Raw genomic sequence first — 21,215 nt, forward strand, 5'->3', positions numbered from 1 at the left:
CGGTTACTCCTTTTCCTGCTGTTCTGGCTTCAGCGTACGAATCAGCCAGATCAGCAAACCGATAATGAAGAATGCGCTAGGGGCCAGCAGGAACAGGCCGTTTGGCAGATACCAGCCGCCGTTTTGCACCGTGTCCAGCACCGTGATGCCAAACAGCTTGCCGCTGCCAATCAGCTCGCGCAGGAACCCTACGGTCAGCAGGATCGCGCCGTAGCCCAGGCCGTTGCCGATACCGTCCATAAAGCTCGCCAGCGGCGGCATTTTCATGGCGTAGGCTTCCGCACGCCCCATGACAATACAGTTGGTGATAATCAGCCCGACAAACACCGAGAGCTGTTTGGAGGTTTCATAGGCGAAGGCGCGCAGCAGCTGATCGACCACGATCACCAGCGAGGCGATGATCGCCATCTGCACGATGATCCTCACGCTGTTGGGAATGTGGTGGCGGATCATCGAGATAAACATGCTCGAAAACGCCGTGACCAGCGTGACGGCCAGCGTCATCACCACCGCCGTTTCCAGCTTGGTCGTTACCGCCAGAGCTGAACAGACGCCCAGCACCTGCAGCGTGATCGGGTTATTGGCGAGCAGTGGGCCAATGAGCACCTTTTTCACTTCTTTCAGTTCATCGGTATCAGCCATTGTTCAGCGCTCCTTCACGTACGTTTTTCAGGAAAGGACCAAAGCCCAGCTCGCCCATCCAGAAATCAAAACTGTGCTGCACCCCGTTTGAGGTGAGCGTGGCGCCGGAAAGCCCGTCGACGGCGTAGTCGTCACCGGGACGTGCCGCCCCTTTCATCACCTTCAGCGCAGGCAGACCGTTATCGTCAAGCACTTTCTTGCCGACAAACTGTGCCCGCCAGTTCGGGTTTTCCACTTCACCGCCCAGCCCCGGCGTTTCGCCCTGGTCGTAATACGTAATGCCTTTGACCGTGCGGCCATCCGTATCCAGGGCCACAAAGGCATACATCATTGACCACAGGCCGTTGCCGTAGACAGGAAGCACCACTTCCTGAATGCGTTTTTGGGGGTCACGCACCAGGTAAATTTCGGCCAGGTTGCTGCGGCGCTTAATCCCGGCGGGATCTTGCGATGCCTCGAGCGTCACGCTCATCTGCGGATCTTTCAGCGCCAGCGCCTGGTTGAAGGTTGCCGGGTCTTTATCCAGCAGTTCACCCGTTTTTAAATCCACCAGCCGCGCGGAAATACGTTCGGCAAAGACGGCCGAAACGTCGTCTGCGCTCATTCCTTCCTGCATCAGCCCGGCCACGGCCAAAATGTTGCGCTGTTTATCCAGCGCGCGTTGCTCCTGCTGCAGGGGTTTTAACCCCACGGCAGAACCGGCCACGACGATGGAACAGACCAGACAGAGCACCAGCACCACCAGCAGCGTTTTGCTGATGCTGTCGTTATTTTTAACCTCAGCCACGCGCCTTCCTCCGCTTGATGTTGGCCCGCACCACCAGGTAGTCGAACAGCGGCGCAAAAAGGTTGGCAAACAGAATGGCCAGCATCATCCCTTCCGGATACGCCGGGTTGACCACGCGGATCAGGACACACATCGCGCCAATGAGCACGCCATAGCTCCATTTACCTTTATCGGTAAACGAGGCCGAGACCGGGTCCGTCGCCATGAACATCATGCCGAACGCGAAGCCCCCCAGCACCAGATGCCAGTACCACGGCATGGAGAACATCGGGTTGGTAGTAGAATCGATAACGTTGAACAGGGTGGCGGTCAGCACCATGCCGATCATCACGCCCGCCACAATCCGCCAGGAGGCCACACGTCCGAAAAGAATGATCGCCCCGCCAAGCAAAATCATCAGCGTCGAGACTTCACCGATGGAGCCCGGAATGTTGCCAATAAAGGCATCAAACCAGGTGACTTGCTGACCCGTCGCGTTGTTCACCAGCGTTTCGCCACCGTGGGCTGCCCACTGTGAAAGCGGCGTCGCGCCGGAAAAACCGTCTGCCGCCGTCCAGACCAGATCGCCTGAGATTTGCGCCGGATAGGCAAAGAAGAGGAACGCACGCCCAGCCAGCGCCGGGTTGAGGAAGTTCCGCCCGGTGCCGCCGAAGATCTCTTTGGCAATGACCACGCCAAAGCTAATGCCCAGCGCCGCCTGCCAGAGCGGTAAGGTTGGCGGGACAATCAGGGCAAACAGAATCGAGGTCACGAAGAAGCCTTCGTTGATCTCGTGTTTACGGATGATGGCAAACAGCACTTCCCAGAAGCCGCCCACGATAAATACCGTGAGGTAAATCGGCAGGAAGAACACCGCGCCCAGCGTCATCATGCTGATCCAGCCCGCGTCTGCAGCAAAGCTCACCCCTAACGACTGGGCCAGACGGTAGTGCCAGTCAGACTGGAGCACCTGCGCCAGCTGCTGTGCATCGTACATGTGGTGCAGCGCCGGAATGGTCTGCAGGCCAACGTTGTACATCCCCCAGAACATCGCCGGGAAGACCGCAAACCACACCAGGATCATCATTCGCTTGAGGTCGATGGCGTCGCGAACGTGCGCCGCGCCTTTCGTCACCAGCCCCGGCGTGTAGAAAATGGTCGCCGTTGCTTCATACAGCGGGTAGTACTTTTTGAGCTTCCCTTCGGTAAAGTGCGGCTCAATTTTTTCAAAGAGGTGTTTTAAGCCCATCGGTTATCCTTCCTGCTCAATGCGGGTTAACACCTCGCGCAATACCGGTCCATATTCGTATTTGCCCGGACAGACATAGGTACAGAGCGCCAGATCTTCTTCGTCCAGCTCCAGACAGCCCAGCGCCTGCGCGCTGTCGGTATCACCGGCGAGCAAATCGCGCAGCAGCATGGTCGGCAGAATATCCAGCGGCATGACGCGCTCGTAGTTACCAATCGGGACCATGGCGCGCTCGCCACCGTGCGTACTGGTCGAGAAGCTAAACAGCTTATTACGCAGGAAATGGCCCAGCGTGGTGCGGGTGACGGAATATTTTTCCGCACCGGGCAGCACCCAGCCGAACAGCTCTTTCTCACGCCCTTCCTGCACAATGCTGACCTGAAGATGGAAACGTCCCAGATACGCGTGCGCATTGGCAGCATGGCGTCCGCTGAGGACCGAACCGGAAATCAGGCGGTTTTCACCCTCTTTGTTTTCCCCCACCAGCAGTTCATTGATGTCTGCGCCCAGCAGCGTCTTCACCAGGCGCGGGTGTGCAGCCTGCGGCCCGCCGATGGCGATGACGCGTTCCGCGCAGATTTCACCCGTAGTAAAAAGCTTTCCGATGGCGATGACGTCCTGATAATTCAGATGCCAGACCCGTTTCGTCAGGCTTACCGGCTCAAGAAAGTGGATGTGCGTTCCGACCAGACCCGCCGGATGCGGGCCAGCAAACTCATTAAACGTGACCTGCCCCTGCGGATGCCCGCCAAGCTTGCCGCCGCCGGCCTGGCAAACGTGGACTTTCCCTGACGTGAGGCGGGTTAAAACGGTCAATCCGGCATCGAAGGCTTTGCGCTGTGCCAGGATAACCGGCTGCGGGTCCACGCTAAGCGGATTGGTGTCGATGGCCGTGACGAAAATCGCGGCCGGTTCCGTGCCCGGAACAGGGGATTTGCTGAAGGGACGCGTACGAAGCGCGGTCCATAAACCGGACGCCAGAAGCTGAGCCTGAACGGCGTCACGGCTCAGCGACGCGAGGTCTGCGGCATCGTAATGGGCGAATTCACGCTGTTCGTTGCCTTCAATGCGAATAACCACCGACTGCAGAACGCGTCGTTCGCCACGGTTAATCGCCACAACGGTGCCACTTGCGGGGGCCGTGAACATCACGCCGGGATTTTTTTTGTCCTCAAAGAGCGCCTGTCCTTTGATCACGCGATCGCCTTCCTGTACCAACATAGAAGGTCGCATTCCCAGGTAGTCGTCGCCCACAATGGCGACATGATGAACGCTTGCGCCTGTCGAAACGTGCTGCGCGGGCACGCCTGCAATCGGCAGATCAAGTCCTTTTTTTATTTTAAACATGTGGTTAGCAGGTTTCCATGAACAACAATCCAATGGGCGCAAAGTGTAACATTTTCCCCTTCTCGCGGGCAGGGAATCCGCCGTCGCGCGCGCCAAATTGCGAGCTAATGCGCAAAGTTCCTGGAGCCATCGCGATTTTGATGGTTTATAAAGTAAAACTAATTTGTAAACTCACCGCCCGGCTCTTGCGAAAATCTATAGCGGTGCTAATGTGAGCGCTCCTAACAGAATAATCTGATTTCGGGTCTCTTTTGCCGTCCTGGCAAGTTGGTCATGGTTTTATCAAGGAACTAGTAGTATGCGTAAAATCGCATTGTTCATTGCGATGCTTCTGATTCCGTGCATGTCGTTTGCCGGACTGCTCAGCAGTAATAGCTCAACGACGCCGGTCAGCAAGGAATATAAACAGCAGTTAATGGGATCGCCGGTTTATATTCAAATCTTCAAGGAAGAACGCACTCTCGATCTGTTTGTGAAAATGGGCGAGACCTATCAGCTGCTTGATAGTTACAAAATTTGTAACTACTCCGGCGGACTGGGGCCAAAACAGCGTCAGGGCGACTTCAAAAGTCCGGAAGGGTTCTACAACGTTCAGCGCAGCCAGCTCAAGCCTGACAGTCGCTTCTATAAAGCCATTAACATCGGCTTCCCGAATGCCTATGACCGTGCTCACGGTTATGAAGGTAAATACCTGATGATTCACGGTGCCTGCGTGTCTATCGGCTGTTATGCGATGACCGATTCCGGCATTGATGAGATATTCCAGTTCGTGACCGGCGCGCTGGTCTTTGGACAGCCTAGCGTACAGGTCAGCATCTATCCGTTCCGCATGACGGACGCCAACATGGCGCGTCACAAGTACTCATACTACGCGGATTTCTGGAAACAGCTGAAGCCAGGTTACGACTACTTTGAGCAGACCCACAAGCCGCCGGTGGTCTCTATCGTCGATGGCCGTTACGTGGTCAGCAAACCGCTGAGCCACGAAGTCGTCCATCCACAGCTGGCGTCAAATTACACGGTCCCCGAGACAAAATAGCACCCACTCGCCTGGCATAATCTTTTGCCAGGTTTCGTTGCCCGTCAGCGGCTGCGTTGCAATGACTGTGACCACATCGTTCGGTGTGGTCTCCTTCTGAAAGTCTATCTCCACATCCTGATCCAGCAGCGTCGCCACGCCAAACGGCGCACGGCGGGTGATCCAGAACAGATTCGTCGAGCAGAACGCCATCACATAGCGGCCGTCAGAGAGCAGCATGTTGAACACGCCTTTTTCACGCAGTTCAGACGCCAGCGTCGCGATGTATTTGAACACGGCAGCCATGTTGCTGGGCGTGCGGGGATAGCGCTCCGTCAGTTTGTGCAGCAGCCAGCAGAAGGCTTTTTCGCTATCCGTTTCGCCGACCGGGCGGAAATTGCCCGTCTCCAGCGACTTATAGCCCGTGAGTTGCCCGTTGTGCGCATAGGTCCAGTTACGGCCCCACAGCTCGCGGGTAAACGGATGGGTATTTTCCAGCGCCACTTCGCCACGGTTAGCCTGACGGATGTGGGCGATCACCGAGCGGGACTTGATGGGGTAGTCCTGCACCAGTTTGGCAATCGGTGAGTTAAAGCTGGGCTGTGGATCTTTGAACGTGCGACACCCTTTGCCTTCGTAGAAGGTGATGCCCCAGCCGTCTTTATGCGGCCCGGTTCCTCCACCGCGCTGAACCAGCCCGGTGAAACTAAAGCAGATATCGGTTGGCACATTGGCGCTCATCCCGAGCAGTTCGCACATACGTCACCTCCACAACAGCGGGGGCAAGAGTGCCCCCAGCGAAGTCTTACTTAACCATCTCTTTTTCGATCAGCTGGATCAGGATGTGGATCACTTTGATGTGAATTTCCTGAATACGGTCAGCATAACCGAAGTGCGGAACGCGAATTTCAACATCCGCCGTACCGTCCATCTTACCGCCATCTTTACCCGTCAGGGTGATGACTTTCATCCCTTTTTCACGCGCGGCGGCGATCGCTTTGATCACGTTGCCGGAGTTGCCGGAGGTAGAAATCCCCAACAGCACGTCGCCTTCACGGCCTACCGCTTCAACGTAGCGGGAGAAGATGTGGTCGTAACCGAAGTCGTTGCCTACGCAGGAGATGTGGCTCACGTCGGAAATCGCAATCGCCGGGTAGCCCGGGCGGTTTTCGCGATAGCGTCCGGTCAGCTCTTCTGCGAAGTGCATCGCGTCGCAGTGGGAACCGCCGTTACCGCAGGAGAGCACTTTGCCACCGGCTTTGAAGCTGTCGGCCAGCAGGACCGCTGCGCGCTGAATAGCGTGAATATTGGCATCATCTTTCAGAAAGTTCGCCAGCGTTTCCGCCGCTTCGTTCAGTTCGTTACGAATAAGATCCTGGTACATGAGGATAATCCTTCAGTATTGATGAAATAACACAGTGGAGTGTACCGGATAGCGCGAAAAGCGAGAAGCTAAAGCCATGCGAATCGTCCGGCGTTTTGATTTTTTGTGCCGGCTAAAACACGAACAATGTGAACCAGGTTGTAATTATTTTGTAAACACATTGCTAAAGGAATTTACATCAACTACAACCATATCATCACAAGTGGTCAGACCTCCTACAAGCAAGGGAGCTTTTCTTTATGATGATTTTGAGCATTCTCGCAACCGTTGTTCTGCTCGGTGTGTTGTTCTATCACCGCGTAAGTTTATTCCTGAGCAGCCTGATTCTTCTGGCCTGGACGGCTGCGCTTGGCGTCGCAGGTCTCTGGAATATCTGGCTTTTAGTCCCTCTTGCCATCATTCTTCTGCCGTTTAACCTGGCGCCGATGCGTAAATCCATGATCTCTGCGCCGGTGTTCAAAGGCTTCCGCAAAGTGATGCCGCCAATGTCGCGTACCGAGAAAGAAGCGATTGATGCGGGCACTACCTGGTGGGAAGGCGACCTGTTCCAGGGCAATCCGGACTGGAAAAAGCTGCATAACTATCCGCAGCCTCGCCTGACCGCGGAAGAACAGGCCTTTATTGACGGCCCGGTGGAAGAAGCGTGCCGCATGGCGAACGACTTTGCCATCACCCACGAAATGGCCGATCTGCCGCCAGAGCTGTGGGCGTACCTGAAAGAGCATCGCTTCTTCGCGATGATCATCAAGAAAGAGTACGGCGGTCTGGAGTTCTCCGCTTACGCTCAGGCTCGCGTCCTGCAGAAGCTGGCGGGCGTTTCCGGGATCCTGGCGATTACCGTTGGCGTGCCTAACTCCTTAGGGCCGGGCGAACTGCTGCAGCATTACGGTACCGAAGAGCAAAAAGATCACTACCTGCCGCGTCTGGCACGCGGTCAGGAAATTCCGTGCTTCGCGCTGACCAGCCCGGAAGCAGGCTCAGATGCGGGCGCGATCCCGGATACCGGCGTGGTCTGCATGGGCGAATGGCAGGGCGAACAGGTGCTGGGCATGCGCCTGACCTGGAACAAGCGTTATATCACCCTGGCGCCTATCGCCACCGTGCTGGGTCTGGCCTTTAAGCTCTCTGACCCGGAAAAACTGCTGGGCGGCGAAGAAGATCTGGGCATTACCTGTGCGCTGATCCCAACTTCTACCCCAGGCGTCGAGATTGGTCGTCGTCACTTCCCGCTGAACGTGCCGTTCCAGAACGGTCCGACCCGCGGCAAGGATATCTTTGTGCCGATTGACTACATCATCGGCGGTCCGAAAATGGCCGGTCAGGGCTGGCGTATGCTGGTGGAATGTCTGTCGGTGGGCCGCGGCATTACCCTGCCGTCGAACTCAACCGGCGGTCTGAAGTCGGTCGCGATGGGGATTGGGGCTTACGCTCACATCCGTCGTCAGTTCAAAATCTCCATCGGCAAGATGGAAGGTATCGAAGAGCCGCTGGCGCGTATTGCGGGCAACGCCTACGTGATGGACGCCGCCGCCACGCTGATTACCTACGGCATTATGCTGGGCGAAAAACCGGCCGTACTGTCCGCCATTGTGAAGTACCACTGTACCCACCGCGCGCAGCAGTCAATCATTGACGCGATGGATATCGCAGGTGGTAAAGGCATTATGCTCGGCGAAGGCAATTTCCTGGCGCGCGGCTATCAGGGCGCACCGATTGCCATCACCGTGGAAGGGGCAAACATCCTGACTCGCAGCATGATGATCTTCGGTCAGGGCGCGATTCGCTGCCATCCTTACGTGCTGGAAGAGATGGCCGCCGCGCAGAACAACGACGTGGATGCCTTCGATAAGCTGCTGTTCAAACATATCGGTCACGTGGGCAGCAACAAGGTGCGCAGCTTCTGGCTGGGCCTGACGCGCGGTCTTACCAGCGCGACGCCGACCGGCGATGCGACCAAACGTTATTACCAGCATCTGAACCGTCTGAGCGCCAACCTGGCCCTGCTTTCTGACGTTTCCATGGCGGTGCTGGGCGGCAGCCTGAAGCGTCGCGAACGTATCTCTGCCCGTCTGGGCGATGTGCTGAGCCAGATCTTCCTGGCCTCTGCGGTCCTGAAACGTTACGACGATGAAGGCCGTCAGGAAGCGGATCTGCCGCTGGTGCACTGGGGCGTGCAGGATGCGATGTATCAGGCTGAACAGGCGATTGACGATCTGCTGGCGAACTTCCCGAACCGCTTCGTGGCAGGCGCCCTGCGCGTGGTGATCTTCCCGACCGGTCGTCACCACCTGGCGCCGTCCGACAAGCTGGACCACAAAGTGGCGAAGATCCTGCAGGTTCCGAGCGCAACCCGCTCCCGCATCGGTCGCGGTCAGTATCTGACGCCGACGCCGCATAACCCGGTGGGTCTGCTGGAAGAAGCGCTGCTGGACGTGATGGCTGCCGATCCGATTCACCAGAAGATCTGTAAACAGCTGGGCAAAAACCTGCCGTTTACCCGTCTGGACGAACTGGCAAAACAGGCACTCGCCGGTGGCATTATCAATAAAGATGAAGCCGCTCTGCTGGTGAAAGCCGAAGAGAGCCGGCTGCGCAGTATTAACGTGGATGATTTCGAACCGGACGAGCTGGCGACGCAGCCGGTAAAGCTCCCGGAGAAGCACCGTAAACCTGAAGCGGCGTAACGCGTTTCGCTTATACAAACCCCGCCTCGCGCGGGGTTTTTTATTGCCACATTTTCTCGTTATGTCGTGCTACAGTGTCAAAAAGTGGTCGTTTGAGGAGTCTGAATTGTGCCTGGTCTGAAGATTTCTATTTTGCAGCAACCTTTAGTGTGGATGGATGGCCCCGCCAACCTGCGCCACTTTGATCGTCAACTGGAAGGCATTACCGGGCGTGATGTGATTGTCCTGCCGGAGATGTTCACGACCGGCTTCGCCATGGAAGCGGCACAGCAGTCAATGCCGCAGGATGAGGTGGTCGCCTGGATGCATGTCAAAGCGCAGCAGACCAACGCGCTGATTGCCGGGAGCGCCGCCCTGCAAACCGAACGCGGGCCGGTGAACCGCTTCCTGCTGGTGGAGCCGGAAGGGAAAGTGCATTTTTACGATAAACGCCACCTGTTCCGCATGGCGGATGAGCATCATCACTATGAAGCGGGCAACGAGCGCGTGGTGTTCGAGTGGCGCGGCTGGCGTATTCTGCCGCTGGTCTGCTACGACCTGCGCTTCCCGGTGTGGTCGCGTAACCGCAACGATTACGACCTGGCGCTGTATGTCGCCAACTGGCCTGCGCCGCGCTCCCTGCACTGGCAGTCGCTGCTGGTGGCTCGCGCGATTGAGAACCAGGCGTACGTGGTGGGCTGTAACCGCGTGGGAACGGACGGCAACGGACATCACTACCGCGGCGACAGTCGGGTGGTGAATCCGCAGGGCGAGATTATTGCCACCGCCGAACCGCATCAGGCGACGCGTATTGATGCCGAGCTGTCGTTGACCGCGCTGAAAGAGTACCGGGAGAAGTTTCCTGCGTGGCAGGATGCGGATCCGTTTAGCATTGGGTGAATAAAAGCCGGGTGGCGGCTACGCCTTACCCGGCCTACAAATGTTGCCCGCTTCTTTCTAACTCACCAGCGCCTGCCCGTCCTTGCGGCTTTCCGTCGCGGCCACGTAGTGCCCTTCCGGCAGGCGGTAAATCACCTGCGCACCGCCGAAGTTGTAGTCCTGAAGCGGATCTTCCACCACGATCTGATGCCCGCGCGCGCGCAGCGCGGCAATCGTGTTGCGATCGAACGTCGATTCAACGATCACCTCCCTGCCCTGCACCACGCGCCAGCGCGGGGCGTCGATTGCCGCCTGCGGGTTTTGCCCGTGCAGCATGATGCGCAGCGCCATCTGCATGTGTCCCTGCGCCTGCATCGGGCCGCCCATCACGCCGAAGGACATCAGCGGCTGACCGTTGCCGTCCATCGCAAAGCCCGGAATGATGGTGTGGAACGGACGCTTGCTGCCCGCCAGCGCGTTCGGGTGATTCGGATCCAGCACAAACCCGCAGCCCCGGTTTTGCAGGCTGATCCCGGTATCCGGCACCACGATGCCTGACCCAAAGCCCATATAGTTGGACTGAATAAACGAGACCATCATCCCGCTGGCATCTGCAGTGCTGATGTAGACCGTGCCGCTCTGCGTCGGGGAACCGTAGACAAAATCAGATGCGCTGTCGTGGTTGATCAGCGCCGCGCGCGACTTCAGGTAATGGTCGCTCAGCAGCTCTTTCGCCGCGAACGCCATGTGTTCTTCATCCGCCACGTAGCGGTCGAGATCCGCCAGCGCCAGCTTCATCGCCTCAATGGAGAGATGCAGAGACTGCACGGAATCCGGATGATGCTTCTCAATGCCGCACTGCTCAAGAATGCCGAGCGCAATCAGCGTGGCGATCCCCTGACCGTTAGGCGGCAGCTCCTGCACCGAACCGCCCGCGAAGTCGCGCGACAGCAGCTCTACCCAGTCCACGCGATGGTTGGCTAAATCCTCAGCCGTCAGGTGCGCGCCATGTTCTTTGGCAAAAGCAGCAATTTTCTGCGCCAGCTCGCCACGGTAAAAGGCTTCGCCGTTGGTGCGGGCGATCAGCTCCAGCGAGTTCGCCTGCGCCGGGTTACGGAAGATCTCCCCCACGCGCGGGGCGCGGCCTTCCGGCGCGAAGCAGGCGCTGAAGCCCGGCTGATCTTTCAGCTTGCTATAACCGCGCTGCCACAGATGCCCAATCAGCGGCGAGACCGGGAAACCGTTGCGCGCATAGTCAATGGCGGGCTGCGCCAGCGTAGTCAGCGGCAGCGTGCCGAAGCGTTCCGCCAGGGCGACCCAGCCGGATACCGCGCCCGGCACGGTCACCGCGTCCCAGCCGATTTCCGGCACCGCGGTTTTTCCGGCAAACAGATCCGCATGCCAGCTCGCAGGAGAACGACCGGACGCGTTCAGGCCGTGCAGCTTTTCACCGTCCCAGACGATGGCAAAGGCGTCGCTGCCGATCCCGTTGCCGGTCGGCTCGACCACCGTCAGCGCCATCGCGGTGGCAATGGCCGCATCCACGGCATTCCCGCCCAGCTGCAGCATCTTCATGCCCGCCTGCGCCGCCAGCGGCTGAGACGTCGCAACCGCGTTATGGCCCAGCATCGGCGGGCGGCGTGAATCGTAACCGGACGTAAAATCAAGCGCTTTGGTCATCATGACTCCTTAGTCATGGCGCGGTTCGAGCGCATCGCGCAGCCCGTCGCCGAGTAAATTAAAGCCCTGCACGGCAAGAAAAATCGCCACGCCGGGGAAAATGGACATCCACGGGGCCTGCTCCAGAAACCCTTTCGCGGTGTTAAGCATGGAGCCCCAGGACGGATTTGGCGGCTGCTGCCCCAGCCCCAAAAACGACAGGCTGGCTTCGGCAATAATCGCCGAGGCAATCGCCAGCGTGGCCTGCACCAGGATCGGCGACATCACGTTGGGCAGGACGTACTTGATGATGATCCAGCGATCCGGCAGGCCAATTGCCCTCGCGCCGTCGATATACTCTTCGTTGCGAATGGCGATCACCTGGCCGCGCGTCAGGCGGGCGAAGATCGGCATCGCGGAAAGACCGATGGCGATCATCGCGTTGGTCAGGCTTGGGCCCAAAAACGCCCCCAGCGCGATCGCCATGATCAGGAACGGGCAGGCCAGCAGCGCCTCAATAAAGCGCGAGATCACCCCGTCCCACATCTTCTGGAAGTAGCCCGCCACCAGCCCCAGCGGCACGCCGATAACCACCGCAATAACGACCGACATACAGCCCGCCATCAGCGAGGTTCTCGCCCCCCAGATAATGCGGGATAAGATGTCGCGCCCCAGCTCGTCGGTGCCGAACCAGTACATCGCCGACGGCGCTTTGCGCACCGCCAGGAAGTTGGCTTTCACCGGGTCGAACGGGGCGATCCACGGCGCCAGCAGCGCCACCAGCACAAAGAAACCCACCACCACCGCGCCAATGACCGCGCTTTTATTGCCGAGGAATTTCTTCAGCACCCGGTTCTGCGCGCGCGGGAGTGCAGGCGTAACGGTTTGCGTCGTCAGTTCCGCCATGGTTAACCTCGCATTTTCGGGTTGATAAGGACGTAGAGCACGTCGGCCAGCAGGTTGAGCATCAGGAAGCCGATTGCCACGATCAGCACCACACCCTGCACCACCGCGTAGTCACGGTTGAATACCGAGTCGACGATCATCTTGCCGAAGCCCGGAATGGTGAAAACCTGCTCGGTCAGCACCGCACCGCCCAGCAGCTCGCCAAACAGCAGCGTGGTGAGGGTAATCACCGGCACCAGCGCGTTGCGAAACGCGTGCTTTAAGATCACCGCCTTCGGCAGCAGCCCCTTAGCGCGCGCGGTGCGGATGTAATCCGCTTTCAGCACGGCAATCATCGAGGCGCGGGTATGGCGCATCAGCGTTGCCGCGAGGCCCGTTCCGAGAACGGACGCGGGCAGCAGCAGCGTACGCAGGTTCTGGATCGGATCTTCACTGAACGGCACGTAGCCGGAGGCGGGTAGCCACTGCAGGTTCACCGAAAAAACCAGAATCAGCAGGATCCCCAGCCAGAAGTGCGGGATCGAGATCCCCGAGATCGCCACGAAGTTCGCCCCGTGATCGACCCAGCTGTTTTTGTTCACCGCCGCGAGGATCCCCATGCTGATGCCAAACACCAGCGCGATAATCATCGCCAGCAGGGACAGCTCCAGCGTGACCGGCAGCTTGCTGGCAATCAGCTGCGTCACCGGCTCGTGCGTGCGTAAGGAGACGCCCAGATCCCCCTGCAGCGCCCGCGTCAGCCAGTGGAAATACTGCACGGGGATCGGCGCATCGAGGTCCAGTTCCGCACGCAGCTGAGCGATGACCGCCGGATCGCGCTCCTCGCCAGCCATGGCGATCAGCGGGTCGCCGGGCAGCAGCTTTTGCAGCCCGAACACCATCATGCTCACCAGCAATAGCGTCGGGACGGCCAGCAGCAGACGTTTGCAAATCAGTTCCAGCATGGGCTCTCCTCAGGACGGTTATTTCGCCAGCGTCAAACCCGCCAGACGCACGATGCCGTCCGGGTAAGGCTTAAAGCCCTGCACGCTTTTGTTCAGGCCGAAAATACGCGGCTCGAAGTAGAGGTAGGCAATCGGCATGTCGGTTTGCAGCTGCTTCACCACCTTGTCGTACAGCGGCTGGCGTGCGGCCTGGTCGGTGCTCTGGCGCGCCTGGGTCAGCCATTCGTCAACCTGCGCGTTACTGTAGCGGCCGTCGTTCAGGGTGCCTTTGCTGTTGATAAAGCCGTAGATGCTGCCGTCCGGATCCGGGCGTCCCGACCAGCCGGAGAAGCTCAGCTGATAGTCTCCGCTCTGCTGGCGATCCAGCAGCGTGGCGAATTCGGTCATCTGCAGGTTCAGGGTGAAGCCCGCCTCGGCCACCATCGCCTGCAATACCTGCCCCACCTGCTGCGAGGTTGGGTTGTTCGGCACCAGCAGGTTGACGGTCAGCGGCGCGGTCACACCGGCGGCTTTCAGCAGCGCTTTGGCTTTATCGACGTCACGCGGCGGGACCGGCAGGTTAACGTGATACGGGCTGACCGGTGAAAACGCCTGGTTGGCCGGGGTGTAGAGCCCTTCAAAGACCACCTGGTTTAGCGCATCGCGGTCGATAGCCTGCGAGAAAGCCTCGCGCACGCGGGCATCCTTAAACGGATCGTTCGCAGGCACCTTGCCGTTGTTGATGTTAAAGGTGATGCCCTGATAGCCCAGACCCGTTACCTTTGCCAGCGCCAGCTTGCTGTCAGCCTCGACGGTTTTCACATCGCTGGCGGCGATGCCTTCGGTCAGGTCGAGATCGCCCGCACGCAGGTTCGCGAGGCGCACAGAGGCATCCGGGATCGGCAGATAGATAATTTTGTCGAAGTGGTAGGCGTCTTTGTTCCAGTAGTTGTCGAAGCGGGTCAGAACAATACGGTCCTGGGACACGCGGCTGTCGAATTTATACGGGCCGGAACAGACGGGATGGGCGGCAAAGTCAGGCTTTTTCGCCGCCTCGGGGGCCATCATCGCGCCCGCGCGGTCGGTGAGCTGCATCAGCAGCGCGGCATCGGGGGTCTTCAGGTGCAGCGCAATCTGCATCGGGCCGGTGACCTCGACCGATTCAACGGAGGAGATCTCGCTCTTACGCAGGGAGCCTTTTAAGGTCAGGGCGCGGTCGAGGTTGTATTTTGCCGCGGCGGCATCGAATTTCTCACCGTCGTGGAAGGTCACACCTTCGCGCAGATTGAGCGTCAGGGTTTTACCGTCCGCACTCCACGCCCAGTCTTTGGCCAGACCGGGTACGACCTTCAGATTTTCATCCACGTCCACCAGTCTGTCGCACAGGGAGGCAAACACGAAGCGGCCATAGTAGGTGCGCGCCAGATGCGGGTCGAGCATGTCCGGGTCAGCGCCCAGACCGATTCGCAGCACGCTTTCAGAATGGGCGGGCAGCGCCGCGCCAAGCAACATAACACTTCCCAGTACGGTCAAAAGAGAATTACGCATTGTCATTATCATGAGTTCCTTGAAGGAAGGGACGAGTGAGTGGCCGCGTGTTCAAACAGCGCGCGGCGGCGCAGAAAAGCGGCGGATGGCGGTGCAATCTGGATAACGCTGCGATCGCGGTTGATCTCCTGCCAGCGGTGGCAGGCAACCTGACGCCCGCCGTCGAGCACCTGATTGATCGGCTCGACCTGGCGGCATTCGTCGGTGACGTACGGGCAGCGGGTGTGGAAACGACAGCCGGACGGCGGGCTGGCTGGGTTGGGCAGATCCCCCTGCAGCAGCGGCGCATCTCGCTCAATGCCCGGCTGCATCTGCGGCGCCGAGGCGATCAGCGCCTGGGTATAGGGATGCAGCGGCGCGTCAAAAATCTCATCCACGGTGGCAAGCTCGACGATTTGCCCAAGATACATGACCGCCACGCGGTCGCTCATATGGCGGATCACCGCCAGGCCGTGGGCGACAATCACCATCGTCAGCCCCAGCTGGTGCTTCAGGCTTTCCAGCAGGTTGACCACCTGCGCCTGAACGGAGACGTCCAGCGCGGATACCGGCTCATCACCCAGCAGCAGCTTCGGTCCCGAGGCCAGCGCGCGCGCAATGCCGATACGCTGGCGCTGCCCGCCGGAAAACTCGTGCGGATACCGGCCGGCCCAGGCGGCGGGCAGGCCAACGGTTTTAAGCAGCTCGGCAACGCGGTACTGGCGATCCGCTTTTTTCATGTTCTGGTGCAGCCACAGCGGCTCGCCGACGATCTGCTCCACCGTCATGCGCGGGTTCAGGGAGGCGAAGGGATCCTGGAAGATGATCTGCAGCTCGCGCCGGAGTTGATTGAGGCGCGCCCCCGAGGCATGCGTGATCTCTTCCCCCTGGTAAAACACGCGCCCTTCGCTGGCGGCCAGCAGGCGCAGCAGCAGACGGCCAAGCGTGGATTTTCCGGAGCCGGACTCGCCGACGATCGCCAGCGTTTCGCCCGGCATCACGGCAAGCGAAACGCGATCGACCGCGGTGACAAACCGTGCCGGAGTAAAGAGTTTTTTGGGGCCGGGGAAAAGCTTGCTGAGGTCACGGGCTTCAAGAATGGGCGTGGTCATGCGATTTCTCCCAGGGCAATGTGCTGTTCGAGCGGCACGCGGAAGCAGGCGACCTGATGGCCCGCGCCGAGCGTGGTGAGCTGCGGTTTTTCAGCGTGGCAGCGGGTCTGCGCAAACGGGCAGCGCGTCGCGAAACGACAGCCTTTCGGCATGGATTCCGGGAGCGGGACCGCGCCGGGAATGGTGGAGAGCTGGCCCTTGCGTGCCCCCAGCGAGGGGATCGAGCCCATCAGGCCGATGGTGTACGGGTGCTGCGGGTCGGCAAAGATGGCCTCCACGCTCCCCTGCTCCACCACCTGCCCGGCATACATCACCGCTACCTGCTGGGCGACTTCTGCCACCACGCCTAAATCGTGGGTGATCATCAGCACCGCCGTGCCGGTTTCCTCTTTTAAAGTGTTGAGCAAGGCGAGGATTTGCGCCTGGATGGTGACGTCGAGCGCGGTGGTGGGTTCGTCGGCAATCAGCAGTTTGGGATGGTTAATCAGCGCCATCGCAATCATCACGCGCTGGCGCATGCCGCCGGAAAGCTGGTGAGGGTAAGCCTTGAGACGCATCTCTGCCGCCGGGATCTGCACTTTCTCGAGGATCTGCAGCGCGACCCTCATCGCCTCTGCGCGTGAGACGTTCTGATGGCGCATAACCGCTTCACTCAGCTGATCCCCGAGCGTAAACGCCGGATTGAGCGAGGTCATCGGCTCCTGAAATATCATCGCCAGCTCGCTGCCGCGCAGATCGGCATATTCCCGCGGTGAGAGCTTGCGCAGATCGTGGCGGCGAAACTGCATCTCCCCGCTGACGATCCGTGCGCTGGCGGGCAGTAACCCCATCAGCGCCAGTGAGGTGATACTTTTCCCGCAGCCGGACTCCCCCACCAGCGCGAGCGTTTCGCCTGCCCTAACGGTCAGAGAAATACCATCAAGCACGCTAACCGGCGAGCCAGCAAACGTAACGTTGAGATTTTGCACTCGCAATACGGGCGTGGCGTCCTTAAAGGATATTGTCGTCATGGCGTGAAGTCGTCCTCGAGGTGGATCGCCTGAATCAGGGCGGTTTGCAGGCTGAGCAGGTGTTCGCGCATGGCGGCCGCGGCTTCATTAGGCTGGCGATGGATAATCGCAGCCATGATCTTATGGTGGTGGTCGTTATAGCTGTCGACACGTTCGGGGGTGCGCGCCAGCTCGCGCAGATGCTGCCAGCCCGGTTCACGCCGCACTGCATCAATGGCATCAAACAGGCCGAGCATCAGACGGTTGCCCGCCGCCTCGGCAATTGCCCGGTGAAAGGCGCTATCCCACAGTTCGTTGAGATCGCGGTCATCCGGGCTGACCTTATCGATGCGTTCCAGCATGCGCTGCATGAGCGCGAGGTTTTCCCTGGTGGCACGCAGTGCCGCAAGCCGGGCTAAGCCGGGTTCGAGCTGTAGACGAGCTTCCATCACTTCCAGAAGGTTGGTCTGCTGAACCAATCCCTGAAGGGCCAGCGGTTCAACAGGTGCCGCCGGACCAATAAAGGTCCCTTTGCCCTGCTTACGCCAGATGCGCCCCTCTTCTTCCAGCACGTCCAGCGCACGACGCACTTCACGTCGCCCTACGCCGAGAGTGTCCGACAGCTCACGTTCCGTGGGCAGCGGTATGCCTGGTGTTGACTCATGCTGGTTGATTAGCCCGCGCAGCTGCTCAAGCGCGGTGCTGGAATTGGCCAGAAACCGTGACGGTTTTTCCATATTGGTTCGCTCGCTTTCATCATAATTTTATTTTTATTAACGATAAGTTATTGATATGGAATGAAGCTTATCGTGCTAATGATTAAGCAATAACCAAACCAATACGCAATTGGTTCGGTTATTTTTTGGAAAGCGGGAGATAACCAAATGATTCTGCGTGAATTATTTTTACAGAAAGACACATTCTGACTGAGGTCTGAAGAGAGGAACGGTGGTTAAATGCACAATATCAGTGCGGATAACGCACTATATTTGTGCAATTGTTAATTAATTGCACCATAGATATTAACTTTTTGTTAACGATAGTTGAGGGGATGAGATTACAGAATGCTGAAACGACGAAGGCCTGAATCATTTCTGATTCAGGCCTTCTGAATAGTGGCGGAACGGACGGGACTCGAACCCGCGACCCCCTGCGTGACAGGCAGGTATTCTAACCGACTGAACTACCGCTCCACTGTTCCCGTTTGGGGAACGAGGCGCATATTACGGTGCGCCTCCGATCTCGTCAACGCTTTTTCTCGCGTTTTGAATCGTTTGCTGCAAAAATCGCCCAAACGATGATTTTACAGGCATTCCGGCGTTTTTTCAGGCGCGCCACATACAGCTACCGCCCTTCTTCTGGACCAGATCAAGCCGGGATTCGTGGTTATGAAGCTCTTCATCACTGGCTAAAACAACCCGCAACCGGCTTGCCTGACGGACAACACGCTGAATGCCCGCTTCGCCTTGCGTCTGCTGGGATTCATTTTCCATACTGAACTTCATTGAGGTCTGCCCGCCGGTCATCGTCAGATAGACATCCGCCAGGATCTGGGCATCGAGCAACGCCCCGTGGAGCGTTCGTTTGGTATTGTCTATCTCGTAGCGCGAGCAGAGCGCATCCAGGCTGTTACGCTTGCCGGGAAACATCTTCCTTGCCAGCGCCAGGCTGTCCGTCACCTTACAGAAGGTGTTCGTCTTAGGGATATCACGATTAAGCTTGCTGAATTCATAATCCATAAAGCCGATATCGAACGAGGCGTTATGGATGACAAGCTCGGCACCCTTGATATATTCCAGGAACTCGTCAGCGACATCCGCAAACGTCGGCTTATCCAGCAAGAACTCATCGGCAATCCCGTGAACGCCGAACGCTTCCGGATCCACCAGCCGATCGGGTTTGAGGTAGACGTGGAAGTTGTTCCCCGTAAGACGACGGTTCACCACTTCAACGGCGCCGATCTCGATGATCTTATGCCCTTCGTAGTGCGCGCCGATCTGGTTCATACCGGTGGTTTCGGTATCGAGGACAATCTGGCGAGTAATTGCAGTGCTCATAGCGGTCATTTATGTCAGACTTATCGTTTTACTGAACGTTTCGAATACAGGAAGTCTACCAGAGATGCGTAAACAGGTAGAAATTTTCACCGATGGATCTTGTCTCGGTAACCCAGGACCCGGCGGTTACGGCGCGATTATGCGCTATCGCCAGCACGAAAAAACTTTTAGCGAAGGCTATTTTCTGACCACCAACAACCGGATGGAGTTGATGGCGGCCATCGTGGCGCTGGAGGCATTAAAAGAACATTGTGACGTGGTGTTAAGCACCGACAGTCAGTACGTGCGCCAGGGGATTACCCAGTGGATCCACAACTGGAAAAAACGCGGCTGGAAAACCGCCGATAAGAAACCGGTCAAGAACGTCGATCTCTGGAAACGTCTTGATGCTGCGCTGGGCCAGCACCAGATTAAGTGGGAGTGGGTTAAAGGCCACGCAGGCCACCCGGAAAACGAACGCTGCGACGAACTGGCGCGTGCTGCGGCATCCAATCCCGCTCATGAAGATGCGGGCTATCAGCCCGACGTTTAATCGGTTTTTTTGTACTGCCGCGTGGCACCGACGGTCTGGCGGATGGGCGTTTTCGACTTGCTCTGCTTCATGGGGTTAAGCGTAAGGGGAATGGTTCGCTTACGCGCGACGATAAACTGCAAACAGCCCAACGCGGGGAGGTGGGTACTCAGTACAACGCCCCCCTGCCGCGCCCAGGGCAGCACCTGAAAACCACCGTAGCAGAGCACTTCAAAGTTCAGCAGCGAAAGCCAGTCGAGCTGGCGCATCATGGTGAACATCCGGCTGTTGTAAGGCGGCGTCCGACGCAGCACCGGTACCAGCTTACGCAGGCCCATCAGGCTTAGCGGATTAAACCCGCTCAGTACCAGCCAGCCGTCATCAATCAGCACGCGATCGGCTTCGCGAAGCAGACGATGCGGATCGCTGCACCAGGGCAGCGTGTGGGCGAGCAAACAGGCATCAACGGATTTCTCTGCAAACGGCAGATGCAACGGGTCTGCTTTCACCTGAACCGGCGCTCCGCCGAGAGAGACGTTGACCTGATGCGAGATAGCGCAGCTTTCGGTATTGATTTCCGCGCTGAGATTGCCAATCTTAAGCAGGTGAAAGCCATACATCTTCGCGAGCCAGGGCTTCAGCTGTTGTTCTAACGCTTCGCGATAGTATTCACCCCAGGGCAATTCCGCCCAACGTTCCGGTGCTGCGACAGTCTGAGGTATCCTTGCCGGTTTCATCAAAACACCCGCCACGCTATAAGAGGTAATGTATGAATCTTATCAGTATTCCAGCCTTTGAGGACAATTACATCTGGGTTTTGGTTGACGACGATCGCCGATGCGTCATTGTCGATCCCGGAGAATCCGCCCCCGTTCTGCGCGCAATAAAAGAGAACGACTGGGTGCCGGAAGCCATTCTGTTGACGCATCACCATCACGATCATACTGGCGGCGTGCCTGAACTGCGCGCTCATTTTCCGCATCTGGTGGTTTACGGACCGGCGGAGGCACAAGATAAGGGCGTCACGCAAGTAGTCGAAGAAGGCGAAACTATCCTCATACGCGAGTGGGAGTTTTCCGTATTTGCAACACCAGGTCACACTTTGGGACATCTGTGTTTCTACAGTAAACCTTATCTTTTTTGCGGCGACACGTTGTTCTCCGGAGGCTGCGGAAGACTGTTTGAAGGCACGCCAGCTCAAATGCACCAGTCTTTACAGAAGATTAATGCGTTACCCGATGACACCATTATTTGTTGCGCCCATGAGTATACATTAGGAAATATGAAGTTTGCCGTGAGCCTCTTACCCGAGGATCGGGCGATTCAGGATTATTATCACAAAGTGAAGGAGTTACGTGCAAAAGACCAAAAAACACTACCCGTAATTCTGAAAAACGAGCGCCAAATTAATTTATTTTTACGAACAGATGATATTGATTTAATTAATAAAATTAACCAAGAAACAAATTTGCAACAACCAGAACAGCGATTTGCATGGTTAAGGTCAAAGAAAGATAACTTCAGATAATTGCGGGTTGCCTTTTCAAAATTTCGCCGTTATTATCGCTCGTCTTTTAAGCAAC

General features: G+C 57.9%; 20 protein-coding genes and 1 tRNA gene. 5 read left to right on the forward strand and 16 right to left on the reverse strand.

What is annotated here, in order from left to right; all coding sequences use genetic code 11:
- Positions 1-3: 3 nt before the first annotated feature.
- Genes P349_RS00755 through P349_RS00740 form a run of 4 tightly spaced genes read right to left on the reverse strand, consistent with a single transcriptional unit; the run spans position 4 to position 4,004 of the window.
- On the reverse strand, positions 4-642 hold the full coding sequence (locus P349_RS00755; protein ID WP_032646968.1) for an NADH:ubiquinone reductase (Na(+)-transporting) subunit D: 639 nt from the start codon (positions 640-642) through the stop codon (positions 4-6).
- A complete protein-coding gene (locus P349_RS00750; RefSeq protein ID WP_032646966.1) occupies positions 635-1,429 on the reverse strand; it encodes a Na(+)-translocating NADH-quinone reductase subunit C in 795 nt (264 codons plus the stop codon). The genes P349_RS00755 and P349_RS00750 overlap by 8 nt, the downstream gene beginning before the upstream one ends.
- Entirely contained in the window at positions 1,422-2,657 is a 1,236-nt protein-coding gene (locus tag P349_RS00745; RefSeq protein WP_032646965.1) for an NADH:ubiquinone reductase (Na(+)-transporting) subunit B, read from the reverse strand. Before P349_RS00745 ends, P349_RS00750 begins: the two co-directional genes overlap by 8 nt.
- Positions 2,658-2,660: 3 nt before the next feature.
- The gene (locus tag P349_RS00740; RefSeq protein ID WP_032646962.1) at positions 2,661-4,004 is read right to left on the reverse strand and encodes a Na(+)-translocating NADH-quinone reductase subunit A; all 1,344 of its coding nucleotides are present in this window, start codon (positions 4,002-4,004) and stop codon (positions 2,661-2,663) included.
- 298 nt (positions 4,005-4,302) lie between these two features.
- Between P349_RS00740 and dpaA the strand changes: the two genes are divergently transcribed.
- A complete protein-coding gene (dpaA, locus tag P349_RS00735; protein ID WP_024909462.1) occupies positions 4,303-5,043 on the forward strand; it encodes a peptidoglycan meso-diaminopimelic acid protein amidase in 741 nt (246 codons plus the stop codon).
- Here the strand turns inward: dpaA and P349_RS00730 are convergent.
- Positions 5,014-5,781 carry a class II glutamine amidotransferase gene (locus P349_RS00730; protein ID WP_032646961.1) on the reverse strand — a complete coding sequence of 256 codons (768 nt, stop codon included), beginning with the start codon at positions 5,779-5,781 and terminating at the stop codon, positions 5,014-5,016. The two genes, dpaA and P349_RS00730, sit on opposite strands and share 30 nt — an antisense overlap.
- Before the next feature lie 46 nt (positions 5,782-5,827).
- Positions 5,828-6,406, reverse strand: coding sequence for a D-sedoheptulose 7-phosphate isomerase (gene lpcA, locus P349_RS00725; protein WP_010427884.1), 579 nt, complete (start codon positions 6,404-6,406; stop codon positions 5,828-5,830).
- A gap of 239 nt (positions 6,407-6,645) precedes the next feature.
- On the opposite strand from lpcA, the gene fadE reads away from it, so the two are divergent.
- Both fadE and P349_RS00715 read left to right on the forward strand, forming a co-directional pair.
- A complete protein-coding gene (gene fadE, locus P349_RS00720; protein WP_032646959.1) occupies positions 6,646-9,090 on the forward strand; it encodes an acyl-CoA dehydrogenase FadE in 2,445 nt (814 codons plus the stop codon).
- A gap of 108 nt (positions 9,091-9,198) precedes the next feature.
- Positions 9,199-9,969 carry an amidohydrolase gene (locus P349_RS00715; protein WP_032646957.1) on the forward strand — a complete coding sequence of 257 codons (771 nt, stop codon included), beginning with the start codon at positions 9,199-9,201 and terminating at the stop codon, positions 9,967-9,969.
- A 57-nt stretch (positions 9,970-10,026) separates the two neighbouring features.
- On the opposite strand, the gene P349_RS00710 is transcribed toward P349_RS00715, so the two are convergent.
- From P349_RS00710 to dnaQ, 9 genes are all read right to left on the reverse strand, one after another.
- On the reverse strand, positions 10,027-11,628 hold the full coding sequence (locus P349_RS00710; protein ID WP_032646956.1) for a gamma-glutamyltransferase family protein: 1,602 nt from the start codon (positions 11,626-11,628) through the stop codon (positions 10,027-10,029).
- Positions 11,629-11,637: 9 nt separating this feature from the next.
- Positions 11,638-12,513: an ABC transporter permease gene (locus P349_RS00705; protein WP_032646954.1), complete on the reverse strand. Its 876-nt coding sequence runs from the start codon at positions 12,511-12,513 to the stop codon at positions 11,638-11,640.
- A gap of 2 nt (positions 12,514-12,515) precedes the next feature.
- On the reverse strand, positions 12,516-13,457 hold the full coding sequence (locus P349_RS00700) for an ABC transporter permease (protein ID WP_032646952.1): 942 nt from the start codon (positions 13,455-13,457) through the stop codon (positions 12,516-12,518).
- Positions 13,458-13,475: 18 nt separating this feature from the next.
- Positions 13,476-14,990 (reverse strand): ABC transporter substrate-binding protein, encoded by a 1,515-nt coding sequence (locus tag P349_RS00695; protein WP_024909457.1) that lies wholly within the window; start codon positions 14,988-14,990, stop codon positions 13,476-13,478.
- Between the two features lie 2 nt (positions 14,991-14,992).
- Positions 14,993-16,075, reverse strand: coding sequence for an ABC transporter ATP-binding protein (locus P349_RS00690; protein ID WP_032646950.1), 1,083 nt, complete (start codon positions 16,073-16,075; stop codon positions 14,993-14,995).
- Positions 16,072-17,085, reverse strand: a complete 1,014-nt coding sequence (locus P349_RS00685; RefSeq protein ID WP_032646947.1) for an ABC transporter ATP-binding protein — start codon at positions 17,083-17,085, stop codon at positions 16,072-16,074. The genes P349_RS00690 and P349_RS00685 overlap by 4 nt, the downstream gene beginning before the upstream one ends.
- The gene (locus tag P349_RS00680; protein ID WP_024909454.1) at positions 17,082-17,801 is read right to left on the reverse strand and encodes a FadR/GntR family transcriptional regulator; all 720 of its coding nucleotides are present in this window, start codon (positions 17,799-17,801) and stop codon (positions 17,082-17,084) included. Before P349_RS00680 ends, P349_RS00685 begins: the two co-directional genes overlap by 4 nt.
- Before the next feature lie 379 nt (positions 17,802-18,180).
- Positions 18,181-18,257, reverse strand: a tRNA-Asp gene (locus P349_RS00675).
- 132 nt (positions 18,258-18,389) lie between these two features.
- A complete protein-coding gene (dnaQ, locus tag P349_RS00670; protein WP_055726119.1) occupies positions 18,390-19,121 on the reverse strand; it encodes a DNA polymerase III subunit epsilon in 732 nt (243 codons plus the stop codon).
- Here dnaQ and rnhA point away from each other — a divergent pair.
- Positions 19,075-19,653, forward strand: a complete 579-nt coding sequence (gene rnhA, locus P349_RS00665; protein WP_175557791.1) for a ribonuclease HI — start codon at positions 19,075-19,077, stop codon at positions 19,651-19,653. The genes dnaQ and rnhA overlap by 47 nt on opposite strands.
- On the opposite strand, the gene P349_RS00660 is transcribed toward rnhA, so the two are convergent.
- Positions 19,650-20,369 carry a class I SAM-dependent methyltransferase gene (locus tag P349_RS00660; protein ID WP_032646943.1) on the reverse strand — a complete coding sequence of 240 codons (720 nt, stop codon included), beginning with the start codon at positions 20,367-20,369 and terminating at the stop codon, positions 19,650-19,652. The two genes, rnhA and P349_RS00660, sit on opposite strands and share 4 nt — an antisense overlap.
- A 32-nt stretch (positions 20,370-20,401) precedes the next feature.
- Between P349_RS00660 and gloB the strand changes: the two genes are divergently transcribed.
- A complete protein-coding gene (gene gloB / locus P349_RS00655) occupies positions 20,402-21,160 on the forward strand; it encodes a hydroxyacylglutathione hydrolase (RefSeq protein WP_032646942.1) in 759 nt (252 codons plus the stop codon).
- The last annotated feature ends 55 nt before the right edge of the window (positions 21,161-21,215 follow it).

Source organism: Enterobacter sp. DC4, from assembly GCF_000568095.1.
In the GTDB taxonomy this organism is placed as follows: Bacteria; Pseudomonadota; Gammaproteobacteria; order Enterobacterales; family Enterobacteriaceae; genus Enterobacter; species Enterobacter pseudoroggenkampii.